The sequence below is a fragment of the Methanobrevibacter wolinii SH genome, assembly GCF_000621965.1.
Taxonomy (GTDB): domain Archaea; phylum Methanobacteriota; class Methanobacteria; order Methanobacteriales; family Methanobacteriaceae; genus Methanarmilla; species Methanarmilla wolinii.
On record NZ_JHWX01000013.1, the window covers coordinates 21,940 to 37,958 of the forward strand.

Below are 16,019 nucleotides of genomic sequence, written 5' to 3' on the forward strand. Positions count from 1 at the left end.
ATGAGTAAAATAAGAAGTTTTTTAGCTATTGAAGTTGAAGATGTTTTACTTAATAAGATTTATAATATTGAAAAGGATTTTAAAAATATTGATGCTAATATTAAATATGTTCCAACTAAGAATATGCACTTTACATTAAAATTTTTTGGAAATATTAATGAAGAGATGATTGATAAAATTTCATGTTCTGTAGAAAAAGTTTTAGAAAATCATAAACCTTTTGAAATTGATATTTCTGGTTCTGGTGCATTTCCAAATGAAAATAGAATAAAAGTTATTTGGGTGGGTATTAAAAATAATTCTAATCTAAAATCTCTTCAAGAAGATCTTGATGTTTCTTTTAATAAATTAGGGTTTGAACTTGAGAGAAATTATGTTTCTCATTTAACAATTGGTAGAATGAAAAATGCTAAAAATAAAAATTTAGTTCAAGATAAAATTAAGAAATATCATAATTATGAAATAGGTAAAATGACTGTTTCAAGTATTGTACTTAAAAAAAGTACTTTAACACCTAAAGGACCTATTTATGAAAATATTAAAGAGTTTACTCTTTAATTTAATTTTTTTTTAGTTTTAGTTTTTTTTTTGTTTTGGTTTAGTTTTGTTTTTTAGTTTTAGTTTTTTTGTTTTTTATCTCTTGAAATCTTTTTATTACTAATATAAATAATATTTATACTTAAAATTTAAATTTAAGAGATTTTTTTAAAATTAGAATGATTTTAATAATGTTTTGTTTTAATTTAGTTTTGTTTCTTGTTTTTTAAAATTAGTTTTTTGTATTTAAATAAAAAATATAAATTAATAAAAAGCTATTTAATGCTTTAAATTAATTTATGTGTTTAAATTTATAATATAAATCTATTTTTCAATTATATTTTCTTCAATACTCATACCAAAGTGACGAGCTTTTTCATCTATGTAAACTTTTATTTTGTCACCTGGTTTTAGTTCTGCAACAGAAATTGCAGATTCTTTATCATCAACAAGTCTAATGGTTTCAGCATTTTGAACAATAGTTTTAATATCAATATCTTTATATTTTGCTTCAATTAAAAGAAGAGGTCTTCTTTCAATTTTACATCTACCTACTATTGATTTTCTAGTTTCACCTTTAGTGTTAACTATTAATACTTCATCACCAGCTCCAAGTTCTGATAAATAATGAGTTTTTCCATTAGGAACCATTACATATGCTTGAACAGGTCCTGCATTTACTCTAAATGGACGTGAAGCAACATATTCACTTTCTAAACTTTCAGAGTGTACAAGTACCATAGCTTTTGAATATGATCCAACAAGCATACCTTCACCAGGATACATAATACTAGTAGTATCAATACATACTCTATCACCAGATCCAAGTGGTTTAATATTGGTTATAGTAGCATCTTTGAGACTATAGCTTTCACTTGAAATCTCTTCAATGAGTTTTGAGATATCTTTGATTTGATTAAATTCAATTGGTTCAAAAATAACTCCATCAGTACCTACTTCTAATGTTTCAATAGCTACTTTAGCTTCATCTGCTGATTTTACAGCTGCTATAATTTTAACATCTTTTCCTTGTAAATCTGCAATGATATTTTCAAGTGGAATTACAGTCCAATCTTTACTAACTAATATTATATAATCGCAGATATCTCCAAGTTTTACAGCTAATTGTTCATGGTTTTTATCTGTGATTTCTATATAGGCACAAACAGGAATATTTTTGTTTTTAAGTTCTTTAGCTTTAGCTAAATCTTTTGATTTAGTTAAATTATTATCTAATTTAAGTGTTCCATCACCTTCACCAGAAATACCTATTAAATAAACATCACTATCATCACTAGGTGCAACGATATTAACATTACCTAATTTTCTTATGTTCTTATTATTTTCTGAATCAAAACATACTATATGGTCAATTCCAGATTCAAATGATGTTGTAATCATTTCTTTAGTATTGTCCCAATTGCCTATTGGGTTTAATATCCAAGCAAATTTTTCTGACATTCCTAATCTCCTTAAAATTTATAATTTCCTAGATTAAATATTATAAATCCTTTATTTTAATTTATTTTTTTTAAAAAATATGATATTTTTTTAAAATTAAACTTTAAATGATAGGTATTTATAATTATTTAATATTTTAAGTCTATTTTAAAATTTTTAAAGCTTCTTCAACATCCATTCCATTGTGAACAATTTCAGAAACAGCTTTAGTCATTTTTTCAGGATTTTCAGCTTGGAAGAAATTACGTCCGAAAGCTACTCCAGCTCCACCAACTTCAATTGCATCTTTGGTCATTTGGAGTAAATCTTTATCAGAGTCTACACTTGGACCGCCTGCTATGATTACAGGTACTAAAGCTCCTTCAACAACTTCTTCAAAGCTTGCAGGATCTCCAGTATAATTTGTTTTTACAATATCTGCACCAAGTTCTGCACCAACACGTGCTGCATGTTTTACAACTTCAACATCATGTTCATCTTTTATTCCTGGTCCACGTGGGTACATCATAGCTAAAAGTGGCATACCCCATTGACTACAAGTTTCTGCAACAGAACCTAATTCTTCTAACATGTATGGTTCAGTTTCAGAACCTACATTTACATGTATAGATACTGCATCAGCACCAAGTTGAATAGCTCTTTCTACACTAGTAACAAGGACTTTATTATTAGGGTCACGACTTAAAGAAGTACTTGCAGATAAGTGGATAATTAAACCAATATCTTTTCCGTAACCTCTGTGACCATTTTCTACAATACCTTTATGCATAAGTACTGCATTTGCTCCACCTTTAGAAATACTTTCTATAGTTTTATCAAGGTTAACAATTCCTTTAATAGGACCATCAGAAACGCCATGATCCATAGGTGCAATAACAGTTTTATTTGTTTTGCGGTTAATTATACGTTCAAGACGTATTTTTTTACCTATCATTATTTATCCTCCAATTTAAGTTAAATTTAAAATTTTTATAAATTTTAATTTAACTTTTTTTTAATTTTTTAAAATATATTAAATTATTAAATAATTTAACATACACTATTTTTTATAAGATAATACTTATATATTATTTGATTTTTGTTTAAAAATTCTAAATTCAATAGATATTATAATTTAATAATAAAATTTTTAGCTTTCTTAATTATTTAAATTTAAGACATGATTTCTTTTTAATATTAAAGTAAATAGCATAAAAATTAAATTCTAGATAATATAAGTTTTAGATATTGTTAAAATTTATATAATTTTATTTAAATTCTATAAAAAATTATTTAAAGTATTTTTTAAAATATTAAAAATTTATTAAATTCTGAAGTATTTTTTAAAAATTAAGTCTATTAGAAATAATAATTTAAACAGTACTTAATACTTTAAAATGAGTTTAAAAAATGTTTATTATAAAAATTAAAATAATTTTAACAAAGTCAAAAAATTAATAATTAAAATTAGTAGTAAATTAGTTTTATATTAAGTATTAACAAATTCATTAATTTTAGTAATTATTTATTGTTTTAATGAATTTGTCCATAAATTGAATTCTTTAATTTGTGGAGGGATTCCTTCATCACCATATGAATCTAAATAACCATTTTTTGATATTAAATCTTCTTCAACATATGAAGTATTTACAAAATCTATTAATCCTTTGTTTCTAATAATTGAATTTTTTGGTTTAAATGTTGAAGACCATATGTAAAATACTTTAAATACAGTATCTGGATGATATCCTCCACCTAAATCTACAGATAATAAATCACATTTATCTGTTATTTTACAAGCTTCTTGAATAATATTATGGAGTCTCACATCTCCACTTATAAATTTGATATTATCATATTCTTCTTCTAATTTTTTCATTTTTGGAATTGCTTCTGGGCTATTATCTATTGCTATTAATTTACCTTCTTTTATTATTTCTGCAATAATCTTAGAACTTCCACCAACATGACATCCAAGTTCTATTACTGTATCAGTAGGTTTTAATATTTTTTTAAGGTTTTTTCTATATAGTTTCATCTTGTAGTTAAGTTGTATCATGTACTCACATTTTTTATTAATTATTAAATATTGTTCTTTTTAATTTGTATTCCATTGTTTTCAATATTATTGATGGTGTATTTTTTATCTAAAGTACTTGTATCTTTACATAATCCAAATACTGTATTTCCAATCATAGCCATTGATGAACCAATACAAAATTCATTAAATTCATCTATTAAATCAATAATTTCATTATTAAATAAGCCAATCTTTTTTGAAAAATTATAAGAACATTCTATAAAATTTTTACTTGATGGATTTTTTAAATATTCCTTTTGTGCTTTAATTCCTTCTTTTGTTATTCTTTTTTGATAATCTGGGTCTGTTATTATTGTTGATGTATCAATTTTATCTAATGATTTTGATACTATTTTATAATCTGAGTTAATATATTCTGTTTTTCCAAAACCTGGTGCTCCAGGTTTTGTTCTAAGTACAATTCCTTTAGACATCTCTGCTATTACATCACCAAGTCCACAATTTAAAGAAACTTCACTAAGATGAGCATATTTTCCAGCTTCTTCATAAGTAATTGGTAAATTTAAAGTATCTTTTAGTAATATTGCTACTCCTAGACTTGATGATGCTGAAGTTCCAAATCCACATCCAATAGGTACTTCAATATTATGATTAATTTCAAGTCCATTTATATCAAGCTTATTAAGATATTTATCTATTTGATAATCTTTGTTTATTATATCAATTGTTTCTTTACTTATAATTGTATGATAGGAATCATTTTTACCATTAATTTTAATATTTATTCCATCTTTATTTCTTTCTTTAATACTTGAAGTAACTCCTTTATCAAGTAAAACTCCACAACCTAATGATCCTTTTTTTAATTTATTTTCTTTTGGAAATATTGAAAAAAATCCAGTTATATGTCCAGGTACAAATACTGAAATCATTTTACCCCTTTAGTTTTTATTGATTTTTTAATTTTTAAGTTTGAATTAATTAATTTATTTAATTTAACTTTTTAAAAAACTTATTAATTATAATAATATTATATATTATATTAAATTTAGATTAATATAAAATTATTTTAATATATTAATTCATATAATCATATAAGTTAGAGATTTTATTGGAGATTAAAATGACTAATAAAAGAATTGATTTACACATGCATAGTCTATTTTCAGATGGTGAGCTACTTCCTTCAGAACTTGCAAGAAGAGCATATGTTTTAGGTCATAGTGATATAGCTATTACTGATCATGTTGATTATTATAATATTGAAAATATTACTAATATACAAAATGCAATTGATGATATAAATAATAATTGGGATATTAATGTTATACTTGGAGTTGAAATAACTCATGTTCCACCTTCTTCAATTAAACCTCTTGCAATTAGAGCAAGAGAATTAGGTGCTAAAATTGTTGTAGTTCATGGTGAAACCTTATCTGAACCTGTAGTTGAAGGTACAAATCATGCTGCAGCATTGTGTCCTGAAGTAGATATTATTGGTCATCCTGGTTTAATTTCAAAAGAAGATGCAATTTTAGCTAAAGAAAATGATATTGCTCTTGAAATTAGTTGTAGAGCAGGTCATTGTCTTGGTAATGGTCATGTTGCAGATATTGCTTCTGAAGTGGGTAATCGTTTAGTTGTTGATACTGATACACATGCTCCTGAAGATTTAGTAAATTTTGATAAAGCATATAATATAGCTTTAGGTGCAGGTTTATCTGAATATGAAGCAAAAAAAGCTGTTATTGATAATCCAAAGTATATTCTTAAAAAGCATGATTTAATTTAGAATGTCTTATATTTTTTATTTTTTCTTTATCTTTTTTGAGAGTTATTTTTTTAGTATTTTATATTTTCTTTATTTTTTTAGAATTATCTATTTGAAATTTTAAGTTTTTATAAATTTATTTATTTATTTATTTTAAAAATAGTGGTTTGTTCTATTATTTTAAATTTAAAAAGTATTATTAAGTTTTTTTATCTGTATTATTTTTTTATTATTTTTTTATTATATAGTATTTATATAGATATCAAATATTTAAATACTTTAATTATAAAAGTTATAATTAGGGATAATATGATTAGCAGAATTTTTGATAAATTTATTGAAACTATTCCTGATGAAGATAAGGAATATATGAAATCTAAAATCAATGATTATGTGGACAAAGAAGCATTAAAATTAGCTAAAAGTAGGCATGTTGAAGTTACAGAAGATATTATTAATGAAGTTATTTCTAAAATGGGTTCTTTACAAGACTTTATAGATGAAAATTTTAAAGACCCAGAAGATTATACTTGGGCATTAAATAGTATTGTACATAATGAATTCTGTGCTAAATGTGGTACTTGTAGTATTGTATGTCCAAACAATTTAATTGAATTTACAGATACACCACATCTCGTTCAAGAATGTAGACGTGATGGTAATGGTATGTGTATGGAAGTCTGTCCTAGAATGGGTTCAGCTAGATACCAAATTAGTATTAGGGAAAACTTTAAAGAAGAATATTATTATGGTAAAGGTACACTTGATGGACAAGATGGTGGTGTAGTAAGCTCATTCTTAAAATATCTTTTAGAATCTGAAAAAATTGATGCAGCTATCGTTGTTGGGGATGAAAAGTGGAAACCTGTTTCAATGATTGTTAAAACTCCTGATGAATTAAAACAAACTGTTAAATCTAAATATACTATTTCTACCTTAGAAGCATTAAAAGAAGCTCATGCTCAAGGTGCTGAAAAAGTAGCAGTTGTTGGACTTCCATGTCAAATTGAAGGATTAAGAAAATTACAATACTTCCCATATCATGCAAAACATGATCCTGAATTAGGTTGGGATGGTAAAGCAGCTAAACTTCCTAAAATCGAATATTTAATTGGTTTATTCTGTACTGAAAAATTTGATGAAGAAACTCTTTCAAACCTTTTAAAAGAACATGATATTGATATTAATAATGTTAAAAAATTCAATGTAACTAATGGTAAATTTATTATTGAAACTGAAGAAGATACACTTAAACTTCCAGTTAAAGATATTAAATTAGCATCTGGTTGTAAATTCTGTCGTGACTTTGATTCTGATCTTGCAGATGTTTCAGTTGGTTCTGTTGGAAGTGAAGAAGGATACTCTACTATTATTATTAGAACAGAAAAAGGTGAAGATATTAAAAATATTATTCCTTTAAAAGAAGGAGTAGATGAATCTAAAGTACAATTCTTAAGAGACTTCAAACTTAAAAGATTTAATAAAAACATAAAAGAACGTTTTGATAATGATGAATTTATTTCATATTATTGGAATAGTGATTATGGTGGAGCATCACCTAGAATTGATGGTGATTATTTCATAAGAATGAGGGCAAATCCTTCTGGTTTTTATAGTCAAGAAGAAGTTCAAAGTATTATAGATATTTCTAAAAAATATAATGCTAAAATTAAACTTACAAATAGGGATGAATTTGAGTTACATTCTGTTAGACCAATAGATGTTGAACCTATGATTTTAGATCTTCAAAAAGCAGGATTTAGAAATGGTACAGAAGGACCTCTTGTAAGGTCTGTACTTGCATGTCCTGGAGATCAAAATTGTCGTCTTGGTTTAATTGATACAACTGCTCTTGCTAAAAAAATTGATGATAAATTTAAAGAAAATCCTGCACCATATAAATTTAAAGTTGCAATTAGTGGTTGTCCTAATAAATGTGTAAGACCACAAGTAGCTGACTTTGGTATTAATGGATATAAGTTACCTGAAACTATTGAAGAAAAATGTAATGGTTGTGGAAGATGTGCTGATGTATGTAAAGTAGATGCTCTTGAAATAAGAGGAGACCTTGCTCATACTGATTATAATGTATGTATTGGTTGTGGAAAATGTATTAAAGCATGTCCTCATGATGCAAAAGACCTTAAATATGATGGATATAATCTTCATATTGGTGGAATGAGTGGTCGTAAAATCGTTGAAGGTTTAACCTTAAATGTTGATAATGAGGAGGATATCATAAAATTAATTGGTGCTGTTATTAAAGTTTACAATAAATATGGTATTAAACCTCAAAAAGAGAGAGTTGGAACTACTATGCAACGTATTGGTCAACTCAAATTTATGGAAGAAGTTTATAAATTATTATAACTTCTTTTTTTTAATTTTTATAATTATTTTTTGGTTTTATTGGTTTTTTAGGTTCTATTTTTTATTTTAAAATTAGTGGGTTTTTGGTTTTATTGGTTTTTTTTAGGTTCTATTTTTTATTTAAGATTAATGAGTTTTAATAATTTAAACTTTTAATAAGAATAATTTTTAATATTATTTTAACAAGTTTTATTATTAGATTTAGAATTTAAAACTTTATATTCTAAAATTAAATCAGTATCTATATTATATGAATCTTTTAATTCTAATTTTACACTGTCTTTCATATAATTAAAACCTTCTCCATCAAATAATGTTTTTGCATCTTTTCCACCTACAACCATAGGAGCAATACAAATTCTAATTTCGTCAATTAATCCTTCTTTTATCATTGAAAAATTAAGTGTTGAACCTCCTTCAAGCATGAGTGTTTTAATTCCTTTTTTATATAAATAATCCATTAGTTTAACTAAATCTACATGTTTTTTTCCTGATGGGAAAATATCTGCATATTTTGATAATTTTTTAACCTTTTTAGTTTTAGTATATTCTTCTGCTACTGCAATGATTGTTGGCGCCATATCATTTAATATTTTATAATTAAGTGGTGTTCTTCCTTTACTATCTACTACTACACGTATTGGATTATCTTCTTTTTTAGCAGGTATTTTAGATACTGTGAGTTTTGGATTATCTTCAATTACAGTATTTATTCCTACCATTATACCATCAACTTCATATCTAAGTTTATGAACTCTTATTAAGTCTTCTTTACATGATATTTCTGATGAACCTGTTTTTGTAGCTATTTTTCCATCTAAAGTCATTGCAGCATTAAGTATTACATAAGGTTTCATATTATCAACTTATTATTTTTTTATAATATATATTATATAGTAAGTTTTTTATATTTTTTTGAGTCTGTTAAAATTTTATTTTTAATAGTTTAAACAGTTTTAATACTTGAAAATTTAAGAAAATTTTAATAAAGTAATATTTTTTATAAAATATATTTAATTATATTTTTTTATTTTTTAGAGTTTGTTGAAAACTATTTTTTATAAAAATTTAAAGAATAATTAATGCTTTAAAATCAATTTTAAGAAAATTTATTCAAAAGATTTTGAGGATTTCAACAAAACTATTTTTTATTTTTTCATATTTATTATTGTAAATTTTTTTACTTTTGTCTAAATTTTTTTATCTGATTTTTAGGTATAACTAAACATTTATATATTAGTTCAATCTAATTTTTAATTAAGAAGTTTAGGTACAACTAAATTTAAATATTTTTAATAAATTTCTAAATTTCTTAAATTTATTAAAAGTTCTAAAATTATGTCCTTATATTATTGTAAATTTTTAGGATTTTAATGAATTATTATTCTAATTAGTAATTATATTTAATTAGAAAAAAAGTGAATTAAAAATTTTTAACTAATTTCAATTTTAAAATAGAAGGTGGATTTCAATGATTAAAAGTTTAGATCAATTAAAAACAGGTGAAGAAGGAAAATTAGTTTCCTATAATGATGGAGGAAGTAGTGAATTAAAACGTCATTTAATGGGTATGGGTTTTGTTAAAGGTTCAAAAATCCAACTTAAAAAAATTGCTCCATTAGGGGATCCTTATGAATATAAAATTAAAGGATATTCTGTCTGTTTAAGAAAAGAAGAAGCTCGTAATATTGAAGTTGATGTTGAATAATTTTAATTTACTTTTATAATTAATAATGGAGATTGTTTATGGAGAATATTAAAATTGGATTAGCAGGTAATCCTAATGTAGGAAAAACCACTTTATTCAATAATTTAACTGGGCTTCATCAACATGTTGGTAATTGGCCAGGTAAAACAGTAGAACAAGCTTCAGGTCACTTTGAAGAAGACGGTAATCGAATTGATGTTATTGATTTACCTGGAAATTATGCATTAAGTGCTCATTCTATTGAAGAAATCGTTTCAAGAGATTTTATTGTAGATGAAGAATCTGATGCAATTATCAATGTTATTGATGCAGCTAATTTAGAACGTAATTTGTATTTAACAGTTCAGATGATGGAATTAAATGCAAATTTAGGTATTGCTCTTAATATGAATAAGTTAGCACGTAAAGATGGTATAGATATTGATGTAGATAAATTATCTGAATTATTAGGTCTTCCTGTAGTTCAAATTGAAGCTAATTCAGATATTGGTCATAATGACCTTATTAAAATGATTAAAAATCTTAAAGATCATCCTGTAGAAAGTAAAAATAAACTTGTTTATGGTAATGAATTAAGGCAACATTTAGGTGATTTAGAGAAATTAATCTCAAAAGATAAAAATTTACTTGATGTATCTCCTTATTGGACTGCTATTAAATTATTAGAAGATGATGAAATTGTAATGGATAAAGTTCAACAATCTTCTATGTCTAATCCAATATTTTTAGAAGTAAGAAAAGTTAAAGATCATCTAAAAGATATTTATGGGGTATCTGCAGCAGAAGCAATTGCTAATGCTCGTTATGCTTTTATTGATGGTTTAATTAAGGAATGTGTAAAACTTCCTGAAAACCCAAAACCAACTATGACTGAAAAGATTGATAGAATCGTAACTAATAGAGTCCTTGGTATTCCTATATTTTTAATTATTATGTATATTGTTTTCCAAGTTACCTTTACTTTAGGTTCACCAATTCAAGATTGGCTTGATTCTTGTGTTACTGCAATTGCAGATGGTACTGTTGCATTAGTTGGTCAAAATGCTTTAGGTTCACTTTTATCTGATGGTGTAATTTCTGGAGTTGGAAGTGTTTTAAGTTTCGTTCCTCAAATTGTTTTACTGTTCTTATTATTAAGTATATTAGAAGATAGTGGTTATTTAGCAAGAGCTGCTTTTGTAATGGATAAAGTTATGCACAAAGTTTTAGGACTTCATGGAAAAGCATTTATTCCAATGATTCTTGGATTTGGTTGTGGAGTACCTGGAATTATGGCAACACGTACACTTGAACATGAGGAAGATCGTTTAGTTGCAATGTTACTTATACCATTTATGTCTTGTACTGCAAGATTACCAGTATATCTTTTATTTGTAGGAATATTCTTTGCTTCATCACAAGCAAATGTAATTTTCTCATTATACTTACTTGGAGTTGTTGTAGCTATTATTGTAGCAGCTATTATTAAAAAATTATTCTTTAAAGGAGTAAGTACTCCATTTGTAATGGAATTACCAACTTATAAAATCCCTACTGTAAAAGGTGTTCTTATGCATACTGGTGAAAAAACATGGGGATTTGTTAGGAAAGCAGGTACTATTATTTTAGCAGCAGCAATTATTGTATGGGTATTAAGTTATTTCCCAGCTGGTGTTGATTATGGATCACAAGCAAGTTACATTGGTCAAATAGGTACATTTATTGCACCAATATTTAGTCCATTAGGATTCGGTAACTGGCAAGCTTCATCTGCATTAATCTTTGGTATGGTAGCTAAAGAAGTTATTGTAGCAACTTTAACTTCAGTATTTGGTTCATTCCCTGGTGGAGCTACTGCAGGAATTACTTCAGTGTTTACACCACTTACAGCATATGCATTTTTAGTATTCTGTTTATTATATATACCTTGTTTCGCAGCATTAGGTACTATAAAACAAGAATCTAATGGTTGGAAATGGCCTGCTGTAATGGTATGTACTTGTTTAATTACTGCATATGTAGTATCATTTGCTGTATTCCATATTGGATTACTTTTAGGATTCCATTAAAAATTAAAAACATAAAATTGTTATTGATTAAAATTTGTTTCTAATTTATACAAATTTATAATCAATTATTTAATTTTAATAAATCTATGTAAAGAATACTCTTCTTATCATGGTTTATATAAAATATATGGTTAATTGAGGTGATTATATGAAATCTAGATCTTATATAAAAGGTATTAAATTAGAAGAAAATGAAGAAAAAGACCAAGATAATCAAAAGTAATGAGCATGTGACATTAATTAGTACTTTTATTATCTTGGATTAAATTTTAAGAAAAAATTATCTAATTTCCTTCTTAGTTTTTATATTTATTAGTAATTTTTTTATTCTTAAATTTAATTTATTTAAAAAATAAGTTTCCATCGTTTATACAGTTAATATAATGGTGATAAAATGAAAATGAAATGTAGAATCTGTGGATATGAATATGATCCTGAAGAAACTAGAGGAACATGTGATGGAATTGGCTGTTGTGGATGTGAAGAATGTAATGAAGCAATGTGTCCAAATTGTGGTTATATGAATAAAATAGTATATGAAGATGAATTTGAATTTATTGAAAAAATTAAATCTATGATTAAAAATAAAATTGCAGCAAAATAAGATTTTATTTTTAATTAAGTCAAGTATTTAAAAAATGGGGTGTGTAATAATGGAAGATCATGTAAGACCACCATGTTGTCAGAAAAAAGATGATAAAGATGAAACTCAGTTTCATAAAATTTTAATGAAGATTAAAAACTTCTTCTTTGGTTGTTGTAAATAATTATTTTGTTTTTTATTATTTCTGTTTATATTGTTTTTATAGTATTTTTAATTTAAATTTTAAAGTTTTTATAAGATTTTTAAAGTTTAAAAATTTTAATATTGCTTTTTTTATAATTTTATCATATTATTTTTATCTATTTATTAAATATTTGTTTTTTATTTGTTAATACTCGATATTTATATTTAAATTTTATTTAATTATTGTATTTTGTATTCTTTGACTTTATTTTACTTTATACTTATTATTTCTTTATTATTTATTAATTAATTATTTTTTTAATTTATTCTTTTATAAAATAATAACTTTAATATTTTTATAAAATATTATTTTTTAAAATAATAATATTTAATTAATTTAATATTATTTTTTTATAAAAATATAAATATTATAATTAATATAAAAATAATCATTTAAAGATTTATTAGATATAAGGCTAGGATTAGAGAATGATAAAACGAGATTTATATATTAATCAATTAAATGATCTTGCAAATACTAAAACTCTTAAGATATTAACTGGAGTTCATGGTAGTGGTAAATCTTGTATTTTATTATCATTTGCTAATAATCTAGAAGAAAATAAAAAGAATGTAATATATCTAAATTTTGACTCATTAAAAAATAAAAAATATTTAGATTACATTAAACTCTATGATTTTTTATCAGAAAATATTTTAAATGATAAAATGAATTATATTCTTCTAGATAATGTTAAAAAAGTAGATAAATGGTATGAAGTTGTAAATTCACTTTCAGTTGATTACAATAATGTTGATTTCTTTATTTCTGGCCTATGTGGTGATATTAAAGACTATGAATTATCAAAATATGTTTCATGGCCAATAATTGAAGTAAATGTACTTCCATTATCTTTTAAAGAATATTTAAAATTTAATGATGAGTATTGGGATGATAATTTAGATATTAATAGTAAATTTAAGGATTATCTTCATTATGGGGGATTTCCAGTAATTTTTGAACATAAAAAATCAGATTTAATTTTTAATAATATTATTGAAGGTATATACAATACAATTATTGTTAAAGATTTAATATCTAAGTATAAAATTAAAAATCTACTACTTCTTAATGAAATATTCTATTTTACTATTAATAATTTAGGAGAATATTTCTCCTCTAAAAAAATTACAGAATATTTTTTAACTGAAGGTGTAAAAACTACTCCAACAACAGTTTTAGACTATTTAAAATACTTTGATAAATCATATCTTTTTTATCCAGTTAAAAGATTTAATCTTAAATGTGATGTATATTTAAGAACACTTGAAAAACATTATCTTTGTGATTTAGGACTTAGAAATTATATTCTTGGATTTGATGATGAATATTCAAAAGGTGTTCTTGAAAATTTAGTATATTTTGAACTTTTAAGAAGAGATTATAAGGTTTCAACTGTTAAATATAAAAAGCATAATATTGACTTTATGGCTAAAAAAGTAGATAAGATAGTTTATATTCAAATACTTAAAAATTTAGATGATCAATTGTTAAATGGGAAATTAAATGATTTAAATTCAATAAAAGATAATTATGATAAAATTATTATAAGTTTTGATAAGACACATATAAAAAATATTCAAGGAATTAAGATTCTTAATATTATTGATTTTTTATTATCTAATGATTTTTAGTAATAAGTTAAAATATATTAATATCATTTTACTTGTTATTTGGATTGTTTTTTGATTTGTGGTTTATTTGAATTAGTATTTTATTTGTTATTTGGATTGTTTTTTGATTTGTGATTTATTTGAACTGGTATTTTATTTCTTATTTAAATTAATTTAATTTGTGATTCTTTATTTGAAGTATAAATGAGAAAAATTATATTTATTTTTACTTTATTTAATAAAGGAGGTAGTATCATGTCTAATAAGAAAAATTTAGATGAAAAGTTTTTGAATGCATGTTCTTTATATGAAAATCATGACTTTGACGAATCTATGGAAATATTTAATGAATTACTTTTAGCAGATTATGATGTTGATACTATTCTTCCATATTTAATAAAATTTTATTTAAGAAACAATGATACAAACAAAGTTTTAGAATATTTAGATAATTATCTTGATGATAATTCATCTCTTTATGAGCTTTTAATTTTAAAAGCATCTATTTTACTTAAAAAATATAAAGCTAATGAATCCTTAGAAATTGCCAATAATATATTAGAAAAAGATTCTTTAAATGATTCTGCAATTATGATTAAATTAGCTTCTCTTAAGCTTTTAGGCGAAATTAATGAAATTAAAAGTTTTCAAAAAGAGATAGGAGTAGATTTAATTAGTGATGAAGAATTATCTCATTTTAATAATAATTCTACTATTAATAATAATGATAGTAAAATTCAAGAAACAGAAGATTTAGGTTTTGTTACTGCTGATTCTTTAGTTCATGGTAATGAGGTTAGGTCTGAGGGTGCTGATTTGGATGAGGTCGGTGGTTTAGGTCATGTTTTTGATGATAAGGATTTAGGTTTTGTTACTGCTAATAATTTAGACTTTGATGATTCTTTTGAAATTAAAGACAATTCAATGGATTCTAAAAACAATAGATTATCTGAAAAAGAAGATTCTAATTATCATAATATTATAAATGATTTTATCTCTTCTATGGATAATAATATATATGATGTAGATAATTTTAATGAGGATAATTCTTCTTATGATGAAAATCAAGAAGAATATACAAATTCAGATATATCTCTAATAAGTAATGATGAAAATTTAAATGGAGATATTAATAATAATAAAGTTGATAGTGATATTCAAGAGGATGAATCTATTACTAATAATTTAATTGATGATTCTTTTAATAAAAATGATTCAGAGGAATTAACAACATTTGAAATTGAGGATATTGATATACCAATAATTACTGAAGATTATAGTAAAGATTTCAATAAAGATCCTATTGATATTGATTCATTATTTAATTTTGATGAGAATGGTAATTTAATTGATGATATTTCAAATGAAAATGATGAAATTTCCAATTATTCTTCTGATATTAAAAATGATGATTTAAACTCTTCTAAAGAATATTTCAATGAATCTAATAATGTTTGTAATGAGTCTTCTAAGGATGATTTTGTTGAGTTTAATAATGTTTGTGATGAGTCTGAATCTAATGACTTAAATTCTTCTATTACTAATTTAGATAAAAATTCAAGTGAATTAAATTCTATAAAAAATAAAGATTCATCAAAAAACTTAAATTATCACTCTAAGAATAAACACTTTAATAACCATCTTAAAATGCATAATCTCCGTGAATCTACTTTAGATTCATTTTTTAATTTTCAATAGCTATT

The 16,019-nt window shown here is 24.1% G+C and carries 13 protein-coding genes; 8 read left to right on the top strand and 5 right to left on the bottom strand.

The features are described 5' to 3' along the window. Positions 1 to 558, top strand: coding sequence for an RNA 2',3'-cyclic phosphodiesterase (gene thpR, locus T523_RS01320; protein WP_052334592.1), 558 nt, complete (start codon positions 1 to 3; stop codon positions 556 to 558). 303 nt (positions 559 to 861) lie between these two features. Here the strand turns inward: thpR and T523_RS01325 are convergent, their stop codons facing one another. From T523_RS01325 to T523_RS01340, 4 genes are all read right to left on the bottom strand, one after another. Beyond that, the gene (locus T523_RS01325; protein WP_042707091.1) at positions 862 to 1,998 is read right to left on the bottom strand and encodes a 3-dehydroquinate synthase II; all 1,137 of its coding nucleotides are present in this window, start codon (positions 1,996 to 1,998) and stop codon (positions 862 to 864) included. Between the two features lie 142 nt (positions 1,999 to 2,140). Continuing rightward, on the bottom strand, positions 2,141 to 2,935 hold the full coding sequence (locus T523_RS01330) for a 2-amino-3,7-dideoxy-D-threo-hept-6-ulosonate synthase (RefSeq protein WP_198016018.1): 795 nt from the start codon (positions 2,933 to 2,935) through the stop codon (positions 2,141 to 2,143). Positions 2,936 to 3,502: 567 nt separating this feature from the next. Next, the gene (locus T523_RS01335; RefSeq protein WP_042707095.1) at positions 3,503 to 4,036 is read right to left on the bottom strand and encodes a methyltransferase domain-containing protein; all 534 of its coding nucleotides are present in this window, start codon (positions 4,034 to 4,036) and stop codon (positions 3,503 to 3,505) included. Positions 4,037 to 4,059: 23 nt separating this feature from the next. Then, positions 4,060 to 4,950, bottom strand: a complete 891-nt coding sequence (locus tag T523_RS01340) for a pantoate kinase (protein ID WP_052334593.1) — start codon at positions 4,948 to 4,950, stop codon at positions 4,060 to 4,062. 191 nt (positions 4,951 to 5,141) lie between these two features. On the opposite strand from T523_RS01340, the gene T523_RS01345 reads away from it, so the two are divergent. Both T523_RS01345 and T523_RS01350 read left to right on the top strand, forming a co-directional pair. After that, on the top strand, positions 5,142 to 5,810 hold the full coding sequence (locus tag T523_RS01345) for a histidinol phosphate phosphatase domain-containing protein (protein WP_042707096.1): 669 nt from the start codon (positions 5,142 to 5,144) through the stop codon (positions 5,808 to 5,810). A 288-nt stretch (positions 5,811 to 6,098) separates the two neighbouring features. Beyond that, positions 6,099 to 8,159: a Coenzyme F420 hydrogenase/dehydrogenase, beta subunit C-terminal domain gene (locus T523_RS01350; protein WP_084486354.1), complete on the top strand. Its 2,061-nt coding sequence runs from the start codon at positions 6,099 to 6,101 to the stop codon at positions 8,157 to 8,159. Positions 8,160 to 8,338: 179 nt separating this feature from the next. Here the strand turns inward: T523_RS01350 and T523_RS01355 are convergent, their stop codons facing one another. Continuing rightward, positions 8,339 to 9,016: a 2,5-diamino-6-(ribosylamino)-4(3H)-pyrimidinone 5'-phosphate reductase gene (locus T523_RS01355; protein WP_042707098.1), complete on the bottom strand. Its 678-nt coding sequence runs from the start codon at positions 9,014 to 9,016 to the stop codon at positions 8,339 to 8,341. 614 nt (positions 9,017 to 9,630) lie between these two features. On the opposite strand from T523_RS01355, the gene T523_RS01360 reads away from it, so the two are divergent. From T523_RS01360 to T523_RS01380, 5 genes are all read left to right on the top strand, one after another. Beyond that, on the top strand, positions 9,631 to 9,867 hold the full coding sequence (locus T523_RS01360; protein ID WP_042707099.1) for a FeoA family protein: 237 nt from the start codon (positions 9,631 to 9,633) through the stop codon (positions 9,865 to 9,867). A 38-nt stretch (positions 9,868 to 9,905) separates the two neighbouring features. Further along, entirely contained in the window at positions 9,906 to 11,915 is a 2,010-nt protein-coding gene (feoB, locus tag T523_RS01365; protein ID WP_042707101.1) for a ferrous iron transport protein B, read from the top strand. A 394-nt stretch (positions 11,916 to 12,309) separates the two neighbouring features. Continuing rightward, entirely contained in the window at positions 12,310 to 12,519 is a 210-nt protein-coding gene (locus tag T523_RS01370) for a hypothetical protein (RefSeq protein WP_052334594.1), read from the top strand. A 612-nt stretch (positions 12,520 to 13,131) separates the two neighbouring features. Continuing rightward, complete coding sequence (locus T523_RS01375) at positions 13,132 to 14,337, top strand: ATP-binding protein (RefSeq protein ID WP_042707103.1); 1,206 nt, start codon at positions 13,132 to 13,134, stop codon at positions 14,335 to 14,337. Between the two features lie 234 nt (positions 14,338 to 14,571). Beyond that, complete coding sequence (locus tag T523_RS01380) at positions 14,572 to 16,014, top strand: tetratricopeptide repeat protein (RefSeq protein WP_042707105.1); 1,443 nt, start codon at positions 14,572 to 14,574, stop codon at positions 16,012 to 16,014. Positions 16,015 to 16,019: the final 5 nt, after the last annotated feature.

Excerpts from the sequence above, each read along its gene's own strand:
- thpR (WP_052334592.1), top strand. The coding sequence starts at position 1 with ATGAGTAAAATAAGAAGTTTTTTAGCTATTGAAGTTGAAGATGTTTTA.
- T523_RS01325 (WP_042707091.1), bottom strand. The coding sequence starts at position 1,998 with ATGTCAGAAAAATTTGCTTGGATATTAAACCCAATAGGCAATTGGGAC.
- T523_RS01335 (WP_042707095.1), bottom strand. The coding sequence starts at position 4,036 with ATGATACAACTTAACTACAAGATGAAACTATATAGAAAAAACCTTAAA.
- T523_RS01340 (WP_052334593.1), bottom strand. The coding sequence starts at position 4,950 with ATGATTTCAGTATTTGTACCTGGACATATAACTGGATTTTTTTCAATA.
- T523_RS01345 (WP_042707096.1), top strand. The coding sequence starts at position 5,142 with ATGACTAATAAAAGAATTGATTTACACATGCATAGTCTATTTTCAGAT.
- T523_RS01350 (WP_084486354.1), top strand. The coding sequence starts at position 6,099 with ATGATTAGCAGAATTTTTGATAAATTTATTGAAACTATTCCTGATGAA.
- T523_RS01355 (WP_042707098.1), bottom strand. The coding sequence starts at position 9,016 with ATGAAACCTTATGTAATACTTAATGCTGCAATGACTTTAGATGGAAAA.
- T523_RS01360 (WP_042707099.1), top strand. The coding sequence starts at position 9,631 with ATGATTAAAAGTTTAGATCAATTAAAAACAGGTGAAGAAGGAAAATTA.
- feoB (WP_042707101.1), top strand. The coding sequence starts at position 9,906 with ATGGAGAATATTAAAATTGGATTAGCAGGTAATCCTAATGTAGGAAAA.
- T523_RS01370 (WP_052334594.1), top strand. The coding sequence starts at position 12,310 with ATGAAAATGAAATGTAGAATCTGTGGATATGAATATGATCCTGAAGAA.
- T523_RS01375 (WP_042707103.1), top strand. The coding sequence starts at position 13,132 with ATGATAAAACGAGATTTATATATTAATCAATTAAATGATCTTGCAAAT.
- T523_RS01380 (WP_042707105.1), top strand. The coding sequence starts at position 14,572 with ATGTCTAATAAGAAAAATTTAGATGAAAAGTTTTTGAATGCATGTTCT.